20 protein-coding genes are annotated in these 18,136 nt (G+C 68.8%); 11 read left to right on the top strand and 9 right to left on the bottom strand.

Going from position 1 to position 18,136, the window contains the following annotated elements; genetic code table 11:
* Together ACJ6WD_RS32550 and ACJ6WD_RS32545 are read left to right on the top strand one after the other, a co-directional pair.
* Positions 1 to 210 (top strand): transposase (locus ACJ6WD_RS32550; RefSeq protein WP_407617088.1); only part of this gene is annotated, 210 nt, incomplete at its 5' end.
* Between the two features lie 118 nt (positions 211 to 328).
* The gene (locus tag ACJ6WD_RS32545) at positions 329 to 676 is read left to right on the top strand and encodes an HNH endonuclease (protein WP_407617091.1); all 348 of its coding nucleotides are present in this window, start codon (positions 329 to 331) and stop codon (positions 674 to 676) included.
* A gap of 274 nt (positions 677 to 950) precedes the next feature.
* Here the strand turns inward: ACJ6WD_RS32545 and ACJ6WD_RS32540 are convergent, their stop codons facing one another.
* Complete coding sequence (locus ACJ6WD_RS32540) at positions 951 to 1,484, bottom strand: hypothetical protein (RefSeq protein WP_407617087.1); 534 nt, start codon at positions 1,482 to 1,484, stop codon at positions 951 to 953.
* A 625-nt stretch (positions 1,485 to 2,109) separates the two neighbouring features.
* Between ACJ6WD_RS32540 and ACJ6WD_RS32535 the strand changes: the two genes are divergently transcribed.
* The 3 genes from ACJ6WD_RS32535 (at position 2,110) to ACJ6WD_RS32525 (ending at position 4,914) form a co-directional block, all read left to right on the top strand.
* Complete coding sequence (locus ACJ6WD_RS32535) at positions 2,110 to 3,045, top strand: major capsid protein (protein ID WP_407617086.1); 936 nt, start codon at positions 2,110 to 2,112, stop codon at positions 3,043 to 3,045.
* Between the two features lie 116 nt (positions 3,046 to 3,161).
* Entirely contained in the window at positions 3,162 to 4,397 is a 1,236-nt protein-coding gene (locus ACJ6WD_RS32530) for a helix-turn-helix transcriptional regulator (RefSeq protein WP_275464566.1), read from the top strand.
* 121 nt (positions 4,398 to 4,518) lie between these two features.
* Entirely contained in the window at positions 4,519 to 4,914 is a 396-nt protein-coding gene (locus ACJ6WD_RS32525) for a hypothetical protein (protein WP_376447145.1), read from the top strand.
* A 416-nt stretch (positions 4,915 to 5,330) separates the two neighbouring features.
* Here ACJ6WD_RS32525 and ACJ6WD_RS32520 read toward each other — a convergent pair whose 3' ends face one another.
* Positions 5,331 to 5,588, bottom strand: coding sequence for a GntR family transcriptional regulator (locus tag ACJ6WD_RS32520; RefSeq protein ID WP_038518887.1), 258 nt, complete (start codon positions 5,586 to 5,588; stop codon positions 5,331 to 5,333).
* A 173-nt stretch (positions 5,589 to 5,761) separates the two neighbouring features.
* Between ACJ6WD_RS32520 and ACJ6WD_RS32515 the strand changes: the two genes are divergently transcribed.
* Positions 5,762 to 6,085 carry a hypothetical protein gene (locus ACJ6WD_RS32515; RefSeq protein ID WP_407617085.1) on the top strand — a complete coding sequence of 108 codons (324 nt, stop codon included), beginning with the start codon at positions 5,762 to 5,764 and terminating at the stop codon, positions 6,083 to 6,085.
* A 313-nt stretch (positions 6,086 to 6,398) separates the two neighbouring features.
* On the opposite strand, the gene ACJ6WD_RS32510 is transcribed toward ACJ6WD_RS32515, so the two are convergent.
* Both ACJ6WD_RS32510 and ACJ6WD_RS32505 read right to left on the bottom strand, forming a co-directional pair.
* A complete protein-coding gene (locus ACJ6WD_RS32510; protein ID WP_407617084.1) occupies positions 6,399 to 7,991 on the bottom strand; it encodes an FAD-binding oxidoreductase in 1,593 nt (530 codons plus the stop codon).
* A gap of 228 nt (positions 7,992 to 8,219) precedes the next feature.
* Complete coding sequence (locus ACJ6WD_RS32505; protein WP_233658668.1) at positions 8,220 to 8,405, bottom strand: hypothetical protein; 186 nt, start codon at positions 8,403 to 8,405, stop codon at positions 8,220 to 8,222.
* 171 nt (positions 8,406 to 8,576) lie between these two features.
* On the opposite strand from ACJ6WD_RS32505, the gene ACJ6WD_RS32500 reads away from it, so the two are divergent.
* Both ACJ6WD_RS32500 and ACJ6WD_RS32495 read left to right on the top strand, forming a co-directional pair.
* Positions 8,577 to 9,437: a hypothetical protein gene (locus tag ACJ6WD_RS32500; RefSeq protein WP_016570951.1), complete on the top strand. Its 861-nt coding sequence runs from the start codon at positions 8,577 to 8,579 to the stop codon at positions 9,435 to 9,437.
* A 125-nt stretch (positions 9,438 to 9,562) separates the two neighbouring features.
* Positions 9,563 to 9,757, top strand: coding sequence for a hypothetical protein (locus tag ACJ6WD_RS32495; protein ID WP_020929742.1), 195 nt, complete (start codon positions 9,563 to 9,565; stop codon positions 9,755 to 9,757).
* A 20-nt stretch (positions 9,758 to 9,777) separates the two neighbouring features.
* Here the strand turns inward: ACJ6WD_RS32495 and ACJ6WD_RS32490 are convergent, their stop codons facing one another.
* Positions 9,778 to 10,194: a metal-sensitive transcriptional regulator gene (locus ACJ6WD_RS32490; protein WP_020963595.1), complete on the bottom strand. Its 417-nt coding sequence runs from the start codon at positions 10,192 to 10,194 to the stop codon at positions 9,778 to 9,780.
* A gap of 203 nt (positions 10,195 to 10,397) precedes the next feature.
* On the opposite strand from ACJ6WD_RS32490, the gene ACJ6WD_RS32485 reads away from it, so the two are divergent.
* Positions 10,398 to 11,018, top strand: coding sequence for a DUF47 domain-containing protein (locus ACJ6WD_RS32485; protein WP_016570948.1), 621 nt, complete (start codon positions 10,398 to 10,400; stop codon positions 11,016 to 11,018).
* 9 nt (positions 11,019 to 11,027) lie between these two features.
* A complete protein-coding gene (locus ACJ6WD_RS32480) occupies positions 11,028 to 12,026 on the top strand; it encodes an inorganic phosphate transporter (protein WP_407617083.1) in 999 nt (332 codons plus the stop codon).
* 116 nt (positions 12,027 to 12,142) lie between these two features.
* Here ACJ6WD_RS32480 and pstB read toward each other — a convergent pair whose 3' ends face one another.
* From pstB to pstS, 4 genes are all read right to left on the bottom strand, one after another.
* Positions 12,143 to 12,919, bottom strand: coding sequence for a phosphate ABC transporter ATP-binding protein PstB (gene pstB / locus ACJ6WD_RS32475; RefSeq protein WP_016570946.1), 777 nt, complete (start codon positions 12,917 to 12,919; stop codon positions 12,143 to 12,145).
* 32 nt (positions 12,920 to 12,951) lie between these two features.
* On the bottom strand, positions 12,952 to 14,031 hold the full coding sequence (gene pstA, locus ACJ6WD_RS32470) for a phosphate ABC transporter permease PstA (protein ID WP_331248616.1): 1,080 nt from the start codon (positions 14,029 to 14,031) through the stop codon (positions 12,952 to 12,954).
* Positions 14,028 to 15,020 carry a phosphate ABC transporter permease subunit PstC gene (gene pstC / locus ACJ6WD_RS32465; protein WP_233658666.1) on the bottom strand — a complete coding sequence of 331 codons (993 nt, stop codon included), beginning with the start codon at positions 15,018 to 15,020 and terminating at the stop codon, positions 14,028 to 14,030. Before pstC ends, pstA begins: the two co-directional genes overlap by 4 nt.
* Positions 15,021 to 15,119: 99 nt before the next feature.
* Complete coding sequence (gene pstS / locus ACJ6WD_RS32460; RefSeq protein WP_016570943.1) at positions 15,120 to 16,247, bottom strand: phosphate ABC transporter substrate-binding protein PstS; 1,128 nt, start codon at positions 16,245 to 16,247, stop codon at positions 15,120 to 15,122.
* Positions 16,248 to 16,712: 465 nt separating this feature from the next.
* Between pstS and ACJ6WD_RS32455 the strand changes: the two genes are divergently transcribed.
* Positions 16,713 to 17,798 carry an NlpC/P60 family protein gene (locus ACJ6WD_RS32455; RefSeq protein ID WP_407617082.1) on the top strand — a complete coding sequence of 362 codons (1,086 nt, stop codon included), beginning with the start codon at positions 16,713 to 16,715 and terminating at the stop codon, positions 17,796 to 17,798.
* Positions 17,799 to 18,136 lie beyond the last annotated feature (338 nt).

Raw genomic sequence — 18,136 nt, 5'->3', positions numbered from 1 at the left:
GGCATCAAGCCGGTCATCGCCCGACGCGGCACCGAACACGGCTCCGGCCTGGGAACCAAGCGATGGGTCGTGGAACAGACGATCGCGCTCCTGCACTGGTTCGGCCGCCTGCGCATCCGTTGGGAAACTCGAGACGACATCCACGAGGCGTTCCTTAAACTCGCCTGTTCACTGATCTGCTGGCGACGCCTGCAAAACACGTTGCGTTAGGAACTCTTAGACCCGCGGTGTTCCCGGTTCGAGCCCGGGGGCGGGCACTGCTGACCAGCTCGTTTGCTGTTCGGCGACGGGCACCAGGACCAACGACTACGAGCACCAGGCGGTGAAGATGAACGGCTGTATCGACTGCACCAGTCCGGCAACTCGGCGGGGCCGGTGCGATGTTCACGACCAGGCGCACCAGGACCGGCCGTCGGTTCGGGCCAGGCGTTCGCGGGGCCGGCGACGGGCAAAGCGGTTCGACGCTGCTTCACGGCTCCGGCGGACCCTTGAGCGAAAGGGCCATGGCTGGTGTGACTGGTGCCTGGACGACTTCCCCGCGGACGGGATGGACGTCGATCACGTGCGGCCCCTCGCGTTGGGAGGGGCCGACACGGACGGAAACGTTCAGGTGTTGTGCCGGGGGTGCCATGCGCTGAAGACGGGGACGGAGTTCGGGGCCGCTCGCATCGAATGACGGGTTGGACGGCCCCGAACACAATGGCTGTTCAACGCTCGGTGCGATCCCGGGTCCTGATCTCGCTCCGGCGCTGGGCACGGGCACGCTGCCACTCCTGCCACAGTTCCTTGCGGTCCCGGGAGTTCTGGGGCCAAACGTGGCGAGCCAACCGGGTAACTCCGGCAACGATGGTGACGAGTGCGATGACGGCGAGGACAGCCCACCACGGGGCGCCTTCCGGCAGTTTGAACACGACTGTTGACCTTCCGACCTTGCTTGGTCGGCGGGCTACCTAGGCAGCCAGTACGGCGCTCCCCGGCGCACGACTGCTGTGATGCCCACCCCAGTTGATGTTCACGGGGAAGGCAGGGTTGGGCCCTCGGGGGATGACTTCTGGTGTTCGTTCGAGCGGGATGGGCGTCCACACGGGCAAGTCGTTCCTTGCGGCGCGACCAAGGAGCCCCGAGAGTAGGCGCAGGAGTAGGCGTGCAAGGAATCCGATTAGGCGCGCGATCAGTTCGGCTAGCGCACTCAGGAACTCTCGGGCTGCCTCGCGTCGTTCCTCGGCGGTGGTTGCGGTGCGCATCCCGTAAGCGGCTACGTGAAGGCGGGATCGAAGCCCCTTTGCGATGCGTACGGCCGCGTACGCCTCACGAGTTAGGAAGAAGTCAAGATCACTGATGCGTGTGGGCCTGATGTACGGGATGTCCACGGCCGGATCGTTGATGTACGAGACGCGTTCGTCCGTCAGGAACAGCTCAACAACCTCTTTGGCCAAGGCGCTTGGTATGTAGAACCTGGCCGGCTGGGTCTCGTTCTCTTCCATCACACCCCCTTCCCGATGCCCTGAACGACTGTAGCGGCTGCCTCCGACAGTATCCCCACCCTCCTGGAGGTGATCCCCCATGCCCCGCAAACCCCGCCCCCCTTGCAGCGTCCCCGGGTGCCCCGAGCTGACGCGCACTGGTGGTCGCTGCGACCGGCATCGACGTGAGGCTGAGAGGCAGCGCGGTACGTCTGCCGAGCGGGGCTACGGGACACGGTGGCAGCGCATCCGTAAGGCGTACCTGTACCGGAATCCGTGGTGCGTGCTGTGTGGTCGCATGGCGACGGTTGCTGACCATTTCCCTTTGTCGCGGCGTGAGTTAGTCGCGCAAGGGGTGAGTGATCCTGATGCGTTTGCTTGTCTGCGTCCGTTGTGTGCGACGTGCCATAACCGCGAGACAGCGAGGCATCAACCGGGCGGTTGGGCTGCCGAAAAACGTTCAAACTCGCAGCGTTTTTGAATGAATTACCAGGGGGGTACCCCCTTCCCCTCCCGCCGCTGATCGGCAGGGAGGGATTTCTTTCGCATGGCTAAATAAGCCATTTCTGTGGGCTGGCCCATTCACCAGCCACCAACGAGAGGGCGATCATTCATTCGCCCTCACATCTCTCAAAGGAGAATTTTTATGGCTCTCACCCTTGTCGAATCTGCGAAGCTTTCGCTTGACCAGTTGCAGCGTGGCGTGATCGAGACGTTCGTGCAGGAGTCTCCGATCCTGGACCGGCTTCCGCTGATTCAGGTGACCGGGAACGCATACAAGTACAACGAGGAGTCCAGTCTTCCCGGTGTTTCCTTCCGGGCTGTGAACGAGGCTTACCCGGAGAGTACGGGCACGCTGAACCAGCGGATCGAGACCCTCGCCATCCTCGGCGGGGACGCCGACCTGGACAAGTTCATCGTGCAGACCCGGGGCAACCTGAACGACCAGCGAGCCATTCAGACCATGCTCAAGGTCAAGGCGGCGTCGATTCACTTCGCCGACCAGTTCTTCAACGGTGACGTGGAAGTCAACCCGAAGGGTTTCGACGGGCTGCGCAAGCGGTTGCTCGGTGCTCAGGTGCTGGATTCGAAGGAGACCGGTCCTGTCGCCAACGGCTATGACTTCTTTGACACCTTGGACGCGCTGACCGCACAGGTACGTGGCATCAACGGCTCTAACGGAGCGCTGTACATGAACGCTGCCGTCCGGGCGAAGATCGAGTCCGGGTTCCGTCGGCTCGGTGGCGGCGAATTGCTCAGGGAGGTCATTGCGGGGAAGAGCACCGTCATGTGGAAGGGCGTCCCCCTCCTGGACGCCGGGCAGAAGCTCGACGGAGCGGACGTGCTGCCGCTCACGACGGGCACGGGCGGGAAGCAGACCGGTGACATCTACGCGGTGCGCTTCGGTACCAGCGAAGCTGACGCCGGTGTCTCCGGACTGACCAACGGTGGTGTCCAGGTGACCGACTTGGGCGAGGCGCACGACAAGCCCGTCTACCGGACCCGCATCGACTTCTACTGCGGTCTCGCGCTGTTCGGCGGCAAGGCCGCTGCCCGTCTGACGAACGTTCTCGTCGCATAGTGGTCCATTCATCCCCCGTGCTCGTTAGCCCAGTTGGGCTGCGAGCACGGGGACTTTTTGCGTACCCGGGCCAGGTCGCCGGGCATACGCTGGAGAGGGAGAGGAGCAGTGATCCCATGTCCACTGGGCTTGCCGACAACGTGAGGAAGTACCGGCGGACAGCCGGTCTGAGCCAGGAGGGTCTCGCCGAGGCGGCGGACCTGTCCCTGAGCACGGTGCGCAAGGTGGAGCAGGGTGGCGACGCCCGTGTGGAAACACTGCACGCCCTCGCCCGCGCCTTGGGGGTCACCACATCGGCTCTGTTCGCGACCGAGGTGCCCCGGCCGGTGGTCGATGACGGGGCGAACCGTCGCTACCTCGCCGAGCTGCGTCGGGCCCTCATGCCGCCGATCGGGCTCACTGCCGTGCTCACCGAACCGGCAGAGGCAGGCTCACTCTCCACGATGCGACGTGAGATCGAGGACGGGCACGCGCTCTACCAGGCGGACCGGTACAGCTCTGTTGCGAAGAAGTTGCCGGGGTTGCTGCGTTCGACCGAAGCCGCCGTTGCCGCCCTTGAGGACGACGAGCGGCAACAGGCGATGATCGCGCGCTCGTACGCCCTGCTGCTCGCCGGCAAATACCTCACGCAGGTACGGCAGTACGACATGGCGTACTACGCCCTGGCGGAGGGAATCCGCCTGGCGCGGGAATGCGGGCAGACGCTCACCGCTGCCACGGGCGTCGTGGGTCTGTGCTGGTTGCTGCTCAGGCAGGACCGGTTCGACGAGAGCGAGCAACTGGCGGCGATGACCGCCGACGAGATGGAGCCCAGGTTCTCGCAGGCGTCGCCGGGGGCGCTCGCCGTGTGGGGTGAGCTGTCGCTCAGGGTCGCGTCGGCGGCCGTGCGGAACAACCGCCCGGACGTGGCGCGGGAGGCCCGCAGGATGGCCGCGACGGCTGCCAGCGCGCTGGACCAGGAGCACATCGACTACCGGTCGCACTGGACGACCTTCGGCCCCGTCACCGCGGAACTCAAAGCCGTGGAGGACCTGTCCCTCATGGGCGACGCACGAGGCGTGATCCGGCGCACGGACGACGGGCCGTTGAGCGAGAAGGCCGTCCGCAACTACGGAAAGCCCAGTGCGAACAACTGGGATCGTCACCGGCTGGACGTGGCCCGAGCACACGTCCTGCTCGGCTCGCACCAGGACGCCATGGACGTGCTGACGTCGATCAGGAACACGTCCGGGGAGTGGATCAAGCACCAGTCCATGGCGCGCTACCTCATGCGCGACATCCTCAAGTCGCGGAAGCGCACGTTGACGCAGGACATGCGAGGGATGGCCGCTCACCTGAGTGTCGCCGAGTAGCTATCACGCTACGTGGTACATCATTCCTCGACGCCACCGAACTACCGCCTTGCGCATGTGGATTGGCCTCCCGGATCTCCATACGGTCGCTGTATGAACGCGGCGGACCGAGGGGGCCGAGGTGACAGACAGGACCAAGAGTGACCGCAAGCGGCGGCGTGACCTTGCCGATGCGGCGTTGGGGGTTCCTCCCCGATTACTCCCGTGGTCGAGGGACGGCAAGGTGTGCTTCCTGAGCACCGACGGCGGGCCGCGTAGCTTCGTCTCCCGTCTCGCAGACGACGTGGAGGACGTCCAGCTTGAGATGGCCGGCGACGTGCAGGAGGCGGCTGAGAAGGTGCTCACCGACCCCATGTCGCCGCATGCCGAGGTGAGATACACGGCCATTCGCCTGACCGAGTCCCTGCGCGAGGTCCTCCGGATCGCGGAGAGCCGGGGCGCTCGCATCCCCGCACCGGACGACGGAGACGTTGAAGGTGACGAGGAGTCCCCGCTCCCCGCGGAGGGCCGCAGATGATCACGCATGCTGATGTCGGGCAGCGAGTTCGGGACGGGGCCGGTCGCATCGGCATCCTCGTTGACCTGATCCCGGATTACGAAGACCCGGCCGACCCTCCCGGGGAACGACGGAAGCGGGCAACGGCCTTCCTGAGCCCGGAGGGCGGGGGCCGCGAGTGGCTCGCCCCTCCGGCAGTCGTGGTCCGCACCGATACAGGCTCCGACCCGCTGAGCGACGCCCGGTAGGGCGACTCTGCGGATCGGACGGCGACGCTCCCGACCGGATCAGCCTTGAGCAGGGACAGGCCGTGTCCCGTCTGAGTTGACGTGCTCAGGCTCTCGCCCCGGTCCGCCCCTTGGCTGGGGTGCCGCTCCGCGGTGAGGGCGTAGCCGCTGTGGCCCCGTCCGTGTCGTCCCTGTGGCGCGCGGGCGGGGTTACTTGCTGCCCTGGCGTTCACCCTCGCCGCTGCGGTCCCGAACGAACGACCCCATGCCGGGCGTGGTGGTGATCAGCCCCTCCTCGCGCAGTGCGGCAGTTGCCTTGCGGACCGTGGTCCGGGTCACGCCGAACTCGTTCTCTAGCTGAACTTCAGAGACGAGGTGTCGCGCCGGGTACTCACCGCTGTGAATGCGTCGGCGCACTGCTTCGGCGATCTGATGCCACTTGGGTCGGGTGGGGTCGAACTCGAACACGCGCGGAACATACCTATCACCTCCAGTGGCCGCATAGAGACCCCTGTATACACCTGAACATAGACATCCCTGCGTAACCCCCACTACCGTCGAACATGAAAACGCCCCGGAAGACCGGTCCTACGCGGTCCGCCGGGGCTTAGCCGACCAGCTTGCATAGGAGCTGAACGACCATGCGCGATGCTATCGCCCGTGCCCTGGTGTGCATGCTGGGGTTGCTGCTGCCCGCCCGAGGACGACACGCAGCAGCCCCCACCACCGAACCGGGTACCGAACCCGCACCCGTGAACCCGTGGTCCCGCCCCTGGACCGGGCCAACCAAAGAAGAAGCTGCCGAGTTCTTCCGACAGCAAGCCGAGAGCACGCTAGAGCTGCATGTGATCCGGGAGCGGCGGCGCGCGGCAGTGCTCGCCACCATGGGTACGGACTACCCGTACAGCTACCCCGGCGCCCCGTTCCCCGCGTCCGCGTTCACTGCCGAGGGGAGAGCCGCATGAGCTGGCACCGTCAGCGCTTCCCCCTCGTGCCGCCGGAGCAAGCTGAGACCTGCTGCCGCTGCGGGCAGCCAACGCGGGTCCCTGTCCCCGTACGCCATGTTCCCCGCGCAAGCGGACCTGACGCGATCATCTACGCCTGCCCCAACTGCGCCGTGCACCTCGTGCCCGGTCCCCTGCCTGGCGAACTGAAGTAGTCCCCCGTCCCACCAGCCCCGTCCGGGCTATCTCCGGACGGGGCTCTCTCAGGCCCGTCACAGAAGTACCCGTTATGAGCTTCGGGAAGCCGACAACGTGGGAAGCAACGCCAACCGCGTCAGAGCGCCTGCGCGAACGTGCTGAACAGGCGTTGTGGGTCGTAGGTCTGCTTGACCTTGTCGAGGCGGGTGGTGGCGGTCCCGTAGTAGGCGGACTTCCAGTTGGGCAGGCTGGCGTCGGTGTAGTTCTGGTAGGCGGCGCCCGAGGAGTGGCGCTGCATCGCGCCGTGGAAGGCGTCGAGCCATGCGGTGCCGGCGGCGCCGGAGCCGCCGGCGGGCCAGGAGGTCAGGTACTGGGCGAGGAAGCGGGAGCGGCGGTGGACGAACGCGGTGTCGGTGGTGCCGACGCGGTTGATCGCGCCGCCGAGTGCGGTCAGTGCGACGTTGCCGGTGACGCCCTTGTGGCCGCCGCTTTCGATCTGGGCCAGGAGGCTCTGGACGCCGGCCGCGGACAGGTTGCGGTCGAAGAAGTGCGAGCGGGCGGCGTAGGTCTCGCGGCCCAGTGATCCGGCGCCGGTGTGGCCGGGCAGGGTGCCCGGCATGTGGCACTGGGCGGTGGACTTCGAGGAGCAGCCCGCGTATGCCTCCATGGCGTCCAGGTAGCCGATCGGGGTGAGGCTGACGCGGGTGGCCGGGCCGGGGCCGCCGGGCTGGTCGGCGAGTTTGTCGACGGCGTTTTGCAGGTCGTGGTGGCTGCCGAGGGAGAAGGCCGCGACGGAGACCGCCGGGGTACCCCCGGCGGTAGCTGGGGGAGTGTCGAAGTGGGCGGTGGACCATATCTCGTCGGGCTGGTCCGGGCCCCACTTCTGCCAGGACCCGAGCACCGCGGCGGCCTTGGCCCAGGGCCAGGTCATGTATGCCATCACCGCGCGGGGCGCCGGGTGGGTGCGGAAGCGGAGTTCGGTGACGACGCCGAAGTTGCCGTTGCCGGCGCCGCGCAGTGCCCAGAAGAGCTCGGGGTGGTGGTTCTGGTCGCAGTCGACGGTCTTGCCGTCGGCGGTGACGACGGTGGCGCCGACCAGGCTGTCGCAGGTCAGTCCGTACGCGCGGGAGACCACGCCGTGGCCGCCGCCGAGCGTGAGGCCGGATATGCCGACGGTGGGGCAGGAGCCGCCGGGGACCGTGACGCCGTGCGGGGCGAGGCCCTCGTAGACGTCGATGAGTTTGGCGCCGGCTCCGATCCGGGTGGTGCCGCCGGTCGGTGCGCCGACCTTGTCGAGCGCCGAGACGTCGATGATGAGTTTGCCGTTGCCGCTGGAGAAGCCGGCGTAGGAGTGGCCGCCGCTGCGGATGGCGACGGGGGCGTCGTAGCGGCGGGCGAAGGCGAGGCACTCGGCGATGTCGCCGGGGTGTTTGACGTAGGCGATGGCGGACGGCTTCAGGGTGTCGAAGCGGGTGTTGTACAGGCGGCGGGCGGTGGCGTAGGAGGCGTCGGAGGCGCGTATCAGATCGCCGTCGAGGCCCTTGCCGAGCGCGTTCCAGGCGGTTTGGGTGGCGGGGGTCCTGGCGGCCGCCGCGCTGTTCATGGCGCCTGTGGTCCCGCTGGCGGAGGTCGCCGCGGTGGGGCCGCCGGGGGCCTCGCAGCCGGTGGCCCAGGCGAGGGAGGTGGCCGCGAGTCCGCCGCCGGCCGTCAGGAGTGTGCGCCGCTTCACTGGGATGGATCCCCCTTGGTTGTCGTACGGTCCGGTCCCGGCCCGCCGGTCGTCCGGCCGGTGGGCGCGGGGGTGTGCCGGGGCATCGCACCTGTGGGTCGGCCGGTAACGCTCCCGTTGTTCCGTGTCGTCCGGTACGCGAGTGAAGTCCGTTACCGCGTGGTGCTGTTGTGCCCCTCACTACCCAGATGCGGCGCGGGGGGTGACGGGTTCCCGGAACGGACCTGGTCATTCCACGGGGCGGTCCACCGCGGCGTCGGGACCGCCGTGCGCAGCCGCCGCGTGACGCTCGGCATCGGTCCGGGCCTGGGAGCGGGCGCGGCGGGCCATTCCGGTCCAACCGCAGTCGCAGCGGGCCAGGCAGAAGGAGCCGCGCTCGGTGGTGGAGGTGCGGTGCGGGGCTGATTCGGGCACCCGGCCACGCTACGCGCCCCAGGTGCCGTTGCGTGACGGGGCCCCGTCACGGTCGTTGAACGGTGCGGTCGACGCACCGTCAGACGAGTCGGGGGCGGGACGTCCGACCGTCCCGAGCGGACCGGCCGGCCCAGGCGGTCCCGAACACGGCGGCCGAGGGGGCTCGTACGCATGGTGGTGCAGGACAGGCGAGGCGGCGCGGTCGCCGCGGCCGTGGTGTGCGGGACGGGACTGATGGCGGGGCTGCTGGCGACGGCGGGCTGTTCCCCGAACGGCGCGGCGGCGGACGACCAGGTGGCGCCCGCGCGGGCGCCGGCCGCGGCGGAACTGCGGCGCAGCGTCGAGGCGCTGCTGCGGGCCGGTACGGCCAGGGTGCGGACGGCGATGGAGACGGTCAGTGGCGGGACGCTGGTGGCGATCCGGGGGGCCGGCGGCTACGACTTCGCGACCGCCAGCGGGCAACTGCGGTTGGTGCTGCCCGATCTGAAGGGCAAGCCCAGCGGCGGCAACCAGCCGATCACCGAGGTCCTGGCGCCCGGTGCGCTGTTCATGAAGAACCGCGGGGCGGGGGTGCCGGCCGACAAGTGGGTGCGGGTGGACACCGCGACGCTGCCCGACGGGAACCTCGTCACGGGTGGGGCGACGGATCCGCTGGCCGCCGCCGAACTCCTGCGCGGCGTGCGGGAGGTGACGTTCCAGGGGCAGGAGCGGTGGGGCGGGGTGCCGGTGCGGCACTACCGCGGTACGACCGATCTGGCGGCGGCCGCCGGGCGGGCGTCGGCGCGGACCCGGCCCGCGCTGGTGGCGGCGGAAAAGGGGTTCACCACCATGGTGGTGCCGTTCGACGCCTACGTGGACGACGCCGGGCGGTTGCGCAAGCTGCGCCAGCGGTTCCGGTTCGCCAACGGGGTGCCGGCGGGGGCGTCGGTGACCTCCACGACCGAGCTGTACGCGTTCGGCACCCCGGTCGTGGTGCGGCTGCCGGACCGGCGCGACATCTTCACCGGGAAGATCTCCGCGGCGTCCGGGTAGGCCCGACGGCGCGGGCCGGGCGCGGAAATGGTCCTTCCGTGTCATGTGCGGGGCGGGTGGCCCTCCTTACCCTGGCGGTAACCACCACGGCGTGGGAAGGCGCTCGAAGGGAGGAGGTGTCGGACGTGCCCGCCCATCGCCATCCGACGGTTCAGGACCAGGTCGCCCTCACCGAGATCGACCTCACCGGTGAGTTGATGATCGCGGCGGCGGCCGCGAGCGAGGACCGGCTCAGCACCGACCGGATCGACGAACTCCTGCACGTGGCCGGCGCCCCGCACGGGGACCGGCCCGATCGACAGGCGCCGGACGCGCCCTGACGGGCCTGGCCCCGCGGCGGTCAGCTGCGCAGCATCCGCTCGATCGCCTTGGTCGCCTCCTGGACCTTGGCGTCGACGGCGTCCGGTCCCTGGGCGGCGGCGTCGGCGACGCAGTGCCGCAGGTGCTCCTCCAGCAGTTGGAGGCCGAAGGACTGCAGGCCCTTCGTGCTGGCCGAGACCTGGGTGAGTATGTCGATGCAGTAGACGTCTTCTTCGAGCATGCGCTGCAGACCGCGGATCTGGCCCTCGATGCGGCGCAGTCGCTTGATGTGCGCGTCCTTTTGCTTGGCGTAGCCGTGACCGCCCGGCGCCGGAGTCCCCACAGCGTTATCGGTCACAGATCCGGGGGCGGTGCGGGGGGCGGTTTCCGGCGGGGAGCCGTGGCAGGCGGCGGCGGCTGCGGTGCCGCCGCTGGTGCCCGCGTCCGTGGTCGTCATGGCCATCTCCCGTGGTATTGAAGCGATCCGTATACCCCCGGCGGGTATATCGTACCGAAATTTTCGGGCACCCGCGGTACCCCGTGCAGAGCATGCTGCCCGATGGGCGACACTGAGGGAATGCCGGTTAGCTGGGTTAGCTGTGGCTGGATGATGCGCCTAGCATCAACTCGACCGAATCCGATGCACCCCGAGGATTTCACGTGCGCTTTCGTCTGACCCCCAGGGAGACGAGCTTCTACGACATGTTTGCGGCGTCTGCCGACAACATCGTCACCGGCTCCAAACTCCTGATGGAAATGCTCGGGGCGGACGCCTCCGCACGGGCCGAGATCGCCGAACGGATGCGCGCGGCCGAGCACGCAGGGGACGACGCGACGCACGCGATCTTCCACCAGCTGAACTCCTCGTTCATCACGCCGTTCGACCGCGAGGACATCTACGCCCTCGCCTCGTCGCTCGACGACATCATGGACTTCATGGAGGAGGCCGTCGACCTGGTCGTCCTCTACAAGGTCGAGGAACTCCCCAAGGGCGTCGAGCAGCAGATCGAGGTGCTGGCGCGGGCGGCTGAGCTGACCGCCGAGGCGATGCCGAACCTCCGCACGATGGCGAACCTCACCGAGTACTGGATCGAGGTCAACCGCCTGGAGAACCAGGCCGACCAGATCCACCGCAAGCTGCTGGCCCACCTCTTCAACGGCAAGTACGACGCCATCGAGGTGCTCAAGCTCAAGCAGATCGTGGACATCCTGGAGGAGGCGGCGGACGCCTTCGAGCACGTCGCCAACACGGTCGAGACCATCGCGGTCAAGGAGTCCTGAGCGCCGGCCATGGACACCTTCGCGCTCATCGTGACCATCGCGGTCGCGCTCGGATTCACCTACACCAACGGCTTCCACGACTCGGCGAACGCGATCGCGACCTCGGTCTCGACGCGCGCCCTGACCCCGCGGGCCGCGCTGGCGATGGCGGCCGTGATGAACCTCGCCGGTGCCTTCCTGGGCAGCGGCGTCGCCAAGACGGTCAGTGAGGGGCTGATCGCGACCCCGCACGGCAGCAAGGGGATGGGCATCCTCTTCGCCGGGCTGCTCGGCGCGGTCGTCTGGAACCTCGTCACCTGGTACTTCGGCCTGCCGTCCTCGTCCTCGCACGCGCTCTTCGGCGGCCTGGTCGGCGCGGCGCTGGCCGGCGGGACGCAGGTGATCTGGTCCGGCGTGATCGAGAAGGTCGTCCTGCCGATGTTCATCTCGCCGGTGATCGGGCTGGTGCTCGGCTACCTGGTGATGGTGGCCATCCTCTGGCTGTTCCGGAAGGCCAACCCGCACAAGGCCAAGCGCGGCTTCCGCATAGCGCAGACCGTCTCGGCCGCGGGCATGGCGCTCGGGCACGGTCTCCAGGACGCCCAGAAGACCATGGGCGTCGTGGTGATGGCGCTGGTCATCGCCGACGTCGAGACGGCCGACGACGCCATTCCGCTGTGGGTCAAGCTGGCCTGCGCGATCACCATGTCGCTCGGTACGTACGCGGGCGGTTGGCGGATCATGCGGACCCTGGGCCGGCGGATCATCGAACTGGACCCGCCGCAGGGCTTCGCCGCGGAGACCACGTCCGCCTCGGTGATGTACGTGGCGTCGTTCCTGTTCCACGCGCCGATCTCCACCACGCACGTCATCACCGCCTCGATCATGGGCGTCGGCTCGACCAAGCGCCCGCGTGCGGTGCGCTGGGGCGTGGCCAAGAACATCGTGATGGGCTGGTTCATCACGATGCCGGCCGCGGCGCTCGTCGCCGCCCTGGTGCTCTGGCTGATCAAGCTGGCCTTCGGCTGACGACCGGTCCCCTGTCCGCAGATGGTGAAGGGCCCGCCCCCGGGTGAGGGGCGGGCCCTTCGTCCTGTGGTGGCACCGCCATGCAGCACCGCAGGACACCGGGGGCGGCCGACGGCTCAGCCGAAGCGGCCGGAGATGTAGTCCTCGGTGGCCTGGACCGAGGGGTTGGAGAAGATCCGCTCGGTCTCGTCGATCTCGATGAGCTTGCCGGGCTTGCCGACGGCCGCCAGGTTGAAGAACGCGGTGCGGTCCGAGACCCGCGCGGCCTGCTGCATGTTGTGCGTCACGATGACGATCGTGAAGCGCTCCTTCAGCTCCCCGATCAGGTCCTCGATGGCGAGGGTGGAGATCGGGTCGAGCGCCGAGCAGGGCTCGTCCATCAGCAGCACCTGCGGCTCGACCGCGATGGCGCGGGCGATGCACAGCCGCTGCTGCTGGCCGCCGGAGAGGCCCGAGCCGGGCTTGTTCAGGCGGTCCTTGACCTCGTTCCAGAGGTTGGCGCCCTTGAGGGAGCGCTCGACGACGTCCTTGAGCTCGCTCTTGCGGTACTTGCCGTTCAGGCGCAGCCCGGCCGCGACGTTGTCGAAGATCGACATCGTGGGGAACGGGTTGGGGCGCTGGAAGACCATGCCCACGGTGCGGCGGACGGCGACCGGGTCGACGCCGGAGCCGTAGAGGTTCTCGTCGTCCAGCATCACCTTGCCCTCGACGCGGCCGCCGGGGGTGACCTCGTGCATCCGGTTCAGGGTGCGCAGGAAGGTCGACTTGCCGCAGCCGGAGGGGCCGATGAAGGCGGTCACCGAGCGCGGCTCGACGGTCATGGAGATGTCGTCGATGGCCTTGTGGGCGCCGTAGTACGCGTTCAGGCCGCTGACGTCGATTCGCTTGGCCATGTCAATCACTGCTTCTTTCTGTCGCGGCTCGGTCAGCGGCCGGTTTTGGGGGCCTTCCAGCGGGCGATGCCGCGGGCCACCAGGTTGAGGACCATGACGAAGACGATCAGCACGAGTGCCGCGGCCCAGGCCCGGTCGTAGGAGGCGTCGGAGCCCTGCTGCCACTGCTGGAAGACGTAGAGCGGCAGGGACTGCTGGGCGCCGTCGAAGGGGTTGTTGTTGATCGTCTTGGCGCCCCAGACCAGCAGCAGCACCGGAGCGGTCTCGCCGGTGATGCGGGCGATGGCGAGCATCACGCCGGTGGTGATGCCGCCGATCGAGGTCGGCAGGACGACCTTGAGGACCGTGCGCCACTTCGGGATGCCGAGGGCCAGGGACGCCTCGCGCAGCTCGTTCGGGACGAGCTTGAGCATCTCCTCGGTGGAGCGGACCACGACCGGCATCATCAGGATCGCCAGCGCCATCGAACCGGCGAAGCCGGACGGGCCGAAGCCGAGGATCAGGATCCACACGGAGAGCACGAACAGGCCGGCGACGATCGAGGGGATGCCGGTCATCACGTCGACGAAGAAGGTGACGACCTTCGCGAGCGTGCCGCGGCCGTACTCGACGAGGTAGATGGCGGTCAGCAGGCCGAGCGGGGCGGCGATCAGGGTCGCCAGGCCGACCTGCTCCAGGGTGCCGATGATCGCGTGGTACACGCCGCCGCCGGGCAACGCGTCGGGCAGCGTGCCCATCGAGTGGGACAGGAAGTACCCGTTGAGGACCTTGCGGCCGCGGTCGACGGTCTCCCACAGCAGCGAGGCGAGCGGGACGACGGCGAGCAGGAAGGCGGTCCACACGACGGTGGTGGCCAGCCGGTCCTTGGCCTGTCGGCCGCCCTCGACGGCCGCGGTCAGCAGGAACGTGCCGACGACGAAGAGCAGTGCGGCGATCAGTCCCCACTGGACGGCCGAGTCCAGGCCGGCGGCCAGGCCGGTGCCGCAGCCGGCGGCGACGGCGACCAGGGCGAGGACCGGCAGGGTCCAGCGCGGCAGCCGGGACTGCTTGAGCGCGAGCGGGGTGCGCGACTCGGCGACCTTGCGGTGGCGGTGGCTGGTGGCGACGGTCATGCGGAGGCCCCCGAGTACTCCTTGCGGCGGGCGATGATCAGCCGGGCCGCGCCGTTGACGAGCAGGGTGATCACGAAGAGGACGAGGCCGGAGGCGATCAGGGCGTCCTGGCCGAAGGTGTCGGCCTCGCTGAACTTGCTGGCGATGTTCTGGGCGAAGGTGCCGCCGCCCGGGTCCAGCAGGCTGGCGTTGATCAGGAAGCTCGGGGAGAGGACGGTGGCGACGGCCATCGTCTCGCCCAGCGCCCGGCCCAGGCCCAGCATGGAGGCGCTGATGACGCCGGAGCGGCCGAACGGCAGCACCGACATCCGGATGACCTCCCAGCGGGTGGCGCCGAGCGCCAGTGCGGCCTCCTCGTGCATCCGCGGGACCTGGAGGAAGACCTCCCGGCTGACGCTGGTCACGATCGGCAGGATCATGATCGCGAGCAGGATGCCGACGGTGAACAGCGAACGGGCGGCCCCGTTGCTGTAGCTGAAGATCCCGGTCCAGCCGAGGAAGTCGTTCAGCCAGCCGTAGAGGCCGCTCAGCTGCGGGACGAGGAAGAGCGCGCCCCACAGGCCGTAGACGATGCTGGGGACCGCGGCGAGCAGGTCGATGACGTAGCCCAGCGGCGAGGCCAGCCTGCGCGGCGCGTAGTGCGAGATGAACAGGGCGATGCCGACCGCGACCGGCACCGCGATGAGCATCGCGACCACCGAGCTGACGACGGTGCCGAACGCGAGCACCGCGATGCCGAACTTGGGCTCGGTGCCGACGGCGTTCCAGTCCAGGGTGGTGAAGAAGTTGCTCTTGTCCCCGGAGATGGCGAGGACCGAGCGGTAGGTGAGGAAGGCCGCGATGGCGGCCATGATCACCAGCAGGGTGATGCCGGAGCCCCGGGAGAGCCCGAGGAAGATCCGGTCACCGGGGCGGACCGCCTTGCCGGAGACCGATCCGGTGGCCGGTGGCGGGGACGGTGCGGTTGTCGGGTGGGGTGAGTAGTCCATGGGTTTCTCCGGTCTGCGGAGCCCTGCGGGGGCTCCTGCGCGGCGGTGCACCGGATGGGCGGCGGTCCCGGTGGGTCTTCGGGACCGCCGCCCGGCGGGTCAGGAGAGCGTCGCGACGGTCTTGCGGACCTTGTCGGCGATCTCGGTCGGGAGCGGGGCGTAGCCGAGGGCCTTGAGGGCGTCCTGGCCGTCCTTGCTGGAGACGTAGGTCAGGAAGGACTTGGTGGCCGGCAGGGTCTCGGCCTTGTTGCCCTTGTCGCAGGCGATCTCGTAGGTCACCAGCGTGATCGGGTACGCGCCCTCGGCCTTGGTGGCGTAGTTGAGCTTCAGCGCCAGGTCGTTTGCGCCCTGGCCGGCCGGCTTGGCCTCGGCGATCGCCTTGGAGGCGTTGTCGACGGTGGCCTCGACCGGGGCCTGGGCACCGGTGTTGATCTTGACCGTCGGGATCTTGCCGGAGGTCGCGTAGGACAGCTCGAAGTAGGAGATCGCGCCGCTGGTCTGCTTGACCTGCGAGGAGACGCCGGCCGAGCCGGACGCCGCCTGGCCGCCGGTGCCCTCCCACTTCTTCGCCGGCTCGTGCTTCCAGGCACCGCCGGAGGCGGCCTTGAGGTACTTGGTGAAGTTGTCGGTGGTGCCCGAGTCGTCGGAGCGGTGGAACGCCTGGATCTTCAGGTCGGGGAGCTTGGCGCCCGGGTTGAGCTTCTTGATCGCGGCGTCGTTCCAGTTGGTGATCTGCGAGTCGAAGATCTTCGCCAGGGTCGGCGCGTCGAGGACGAGGTTGTCCACGCCCGGGACGTTGTAGCCGACCGCGATCGGGCCGCCGACCATCGGCAGGTCGATCGCCTGGCCGCCCTTGCAGAGCGTCTTCGACTTGGCGATCTCCTCGGGCTTGAGCGCCGAGTCGGAGCCGGCGAAGGCCGTCTGGCCCTGGAGGAAGGTGGTGACGCCCGCGCCGGAGCCGGTGGGCTGGTAGTTGATCTCGGTGCCCTGGCAGGCGCCGGAGTAGTTCTGCACCCAGACGTCCATGGCGTTCTTCTGCGCCGACGAGCCCGAGGCGAGCAGCTTGCCCTTGCCGTCGCACTTGACGTTGGCGGCCTTGGCGGAGCTGCCGCCGCCGCTGCCGCCGGTGGTGTTGTCGGAGCCGCACGCGGTCAGGGCCAGGGCACCGGAGACGGCGAGAGCGCCAACGGCGAGGGCGCGAACCCGGTTCTTGCGCTGAAGCTTCACTGTCGAGAGTTCCTTCCTGGTGCGCGCCGTTTCCTCGGCGTGCGGAGTGGTGACGGAAAGGGGGGCGGCCGCGTTGCCTGGCGGCGGGCCGGCGCCCTCGGTACGGCCGAAATTAGGCAGATCAGGTGAAGCAGCCGATGGAGCGGAGTGAACGCACGGTGAACCTCGGCCGTCAGCTGAGTGCGGCGCCGTCGGGCGCGGACGGGCGGCCCGGGGGCGCGGGCGGGGGCCGCGGGCGCGGTCGGGACGCGCCGTGACGGAGCGCCCGGTTCCGGTGCGCGGCGCCGCCCCGGAGCGCCGGGTTCCGGGCCGAACCACCCGTTCTCCACCGGGAAACGGCCCGTCGCCCTGTCGAATTACCAGTCGGTATGGCAGCATCCGCGCCGAGAGCGCGCACACGAATCGGTGCGGAACGACCGGAGGTGACTGGTGGGGAGCCAGGGGGCACAACAGGGCGTTCGGGGCGTGGGTGCGGGGTGGGGCGTACGGGGCGGCCGGTTGGCGGTGTGCACCGCGGTCGCGCTCTGTGCGACGGGCCTGCTCGGCGGGACGGCGACGGCGGTGCAGCGCACGCCCGCCCCGACCCCGTCACCCGGGGGCGACGCCCGCCACCTCGAAGAGGTCCGCAAGGAGATCGAGGGCCTCTACCGCACGGCGGAGCGGGCCACCGAGGACTACAACGCCGCCGAGGAGCAGGTCCAGCTCCAGCAGAAGAAGATCGTCGAGCTGGCCCGCACCATCGACGACGCGCAGCGCCGGCTGGCCACGCTCAAGCGCCGGGCCGGGGCGCTGGCCAGCGCCCAGTACCGCACCGGCGGCATCCCGCCCGAGGCGAAGCTGATGCTCAGCACCGACCCGGAAGCCTTCCTCTTCAATGTCGATCTGGCCCGCAAGGGGCAGCAGGCCGTCAAGGGCGTGATCGGTCAACTCACGCACCTCAAGAGCGACTTGGAGAATTACGCCCAGGACGCAAGTCGCCGCTGGGAGGAGCTGGAAGCCAACCGCAAGAAGAAGGACGACGCCCGCAAGGAGATCAACGACAAGATCGACGCGGCGAAAAAGCTGGAATCCCGACTGGCCGCCAAGGAAAAGGAGCGACTGCGGAAACTGGAGGACGACCAGGCACTGCTCGCCCAGCAGAAATGGCTTGACTCCGGCGTACTCAAAGAGATCACCAACAAAGCCTCCGACCAGGGCAAGAAGGCGATTTCGTACGCCACTTCGCAGATCGGCAAGGATTACGTCTGGGGCGCCGTCGGACCGGACACCTTCGACTGTTCCGGACTGACCCTGCGGTCCTGGCAGGCCGCCGGCCGGACGATTCCGCGCACCTCGCAGGAGCAGTGGCGACAGCTGCCCCGGGTGGAGCTCAAGGATATGCGCCCGGGCGACCTCGTCATCTATTTCTCGGACGCCAGCCACGTCGGGATGTACCTCGGCGACGGCGCGATCGTGCACGCACCGCGCCCGGGCCGGCAGGTGACGATCACGGGCGCCGGCTCGATGCCGATCCTGGGCGTCGTCCGGCCGGACGGGGAGAGTGCCGGCTGAGTCGGCGCGGGTCCGCGACCGCGGCCGCGGCGGAGCGTTTCCGGACATTTTCCGGGCGCGCATTCCGTACCGTGCGGGCGAAATGTCATCCGGTGTCGTGCGGGTGAAATGGCGGTGGCGTCGGGCGGCGCCACCGCGCACGCATTGTTTTCCTTCCCGCGGTCCGCAAGCCGCTCGACGGCTGCCCTTCGGTAGCGATCCGGTAGCGGAATGCGCTCGACCGGGGTGATGTTCGTCATTCCCCGCCCAGGGCACCCCAGGTGAAATGGCCTATCAGCCCTGGCATATGACGAACGCCGCGTGACAAAGGGCATTCCGCGTGCCGCGGTCCGGGCGCT

The organism is Streptomyces sp. VTCC 41912 (assembly GCF_045799175.1).
In the GTDB taxonomy this organism is placed as follows: Bacteria; Actinomycetota; Actinomycetes; order Streptomycetales; family Streptomycetaceae; genus Streptomyces; species Streptomyces albulus_C.
The sequence above is the reverse complement of the archived record's forward strand: the minus strand, read 5'-3'. Positions and strand labels throughout refer to the sequence as shown.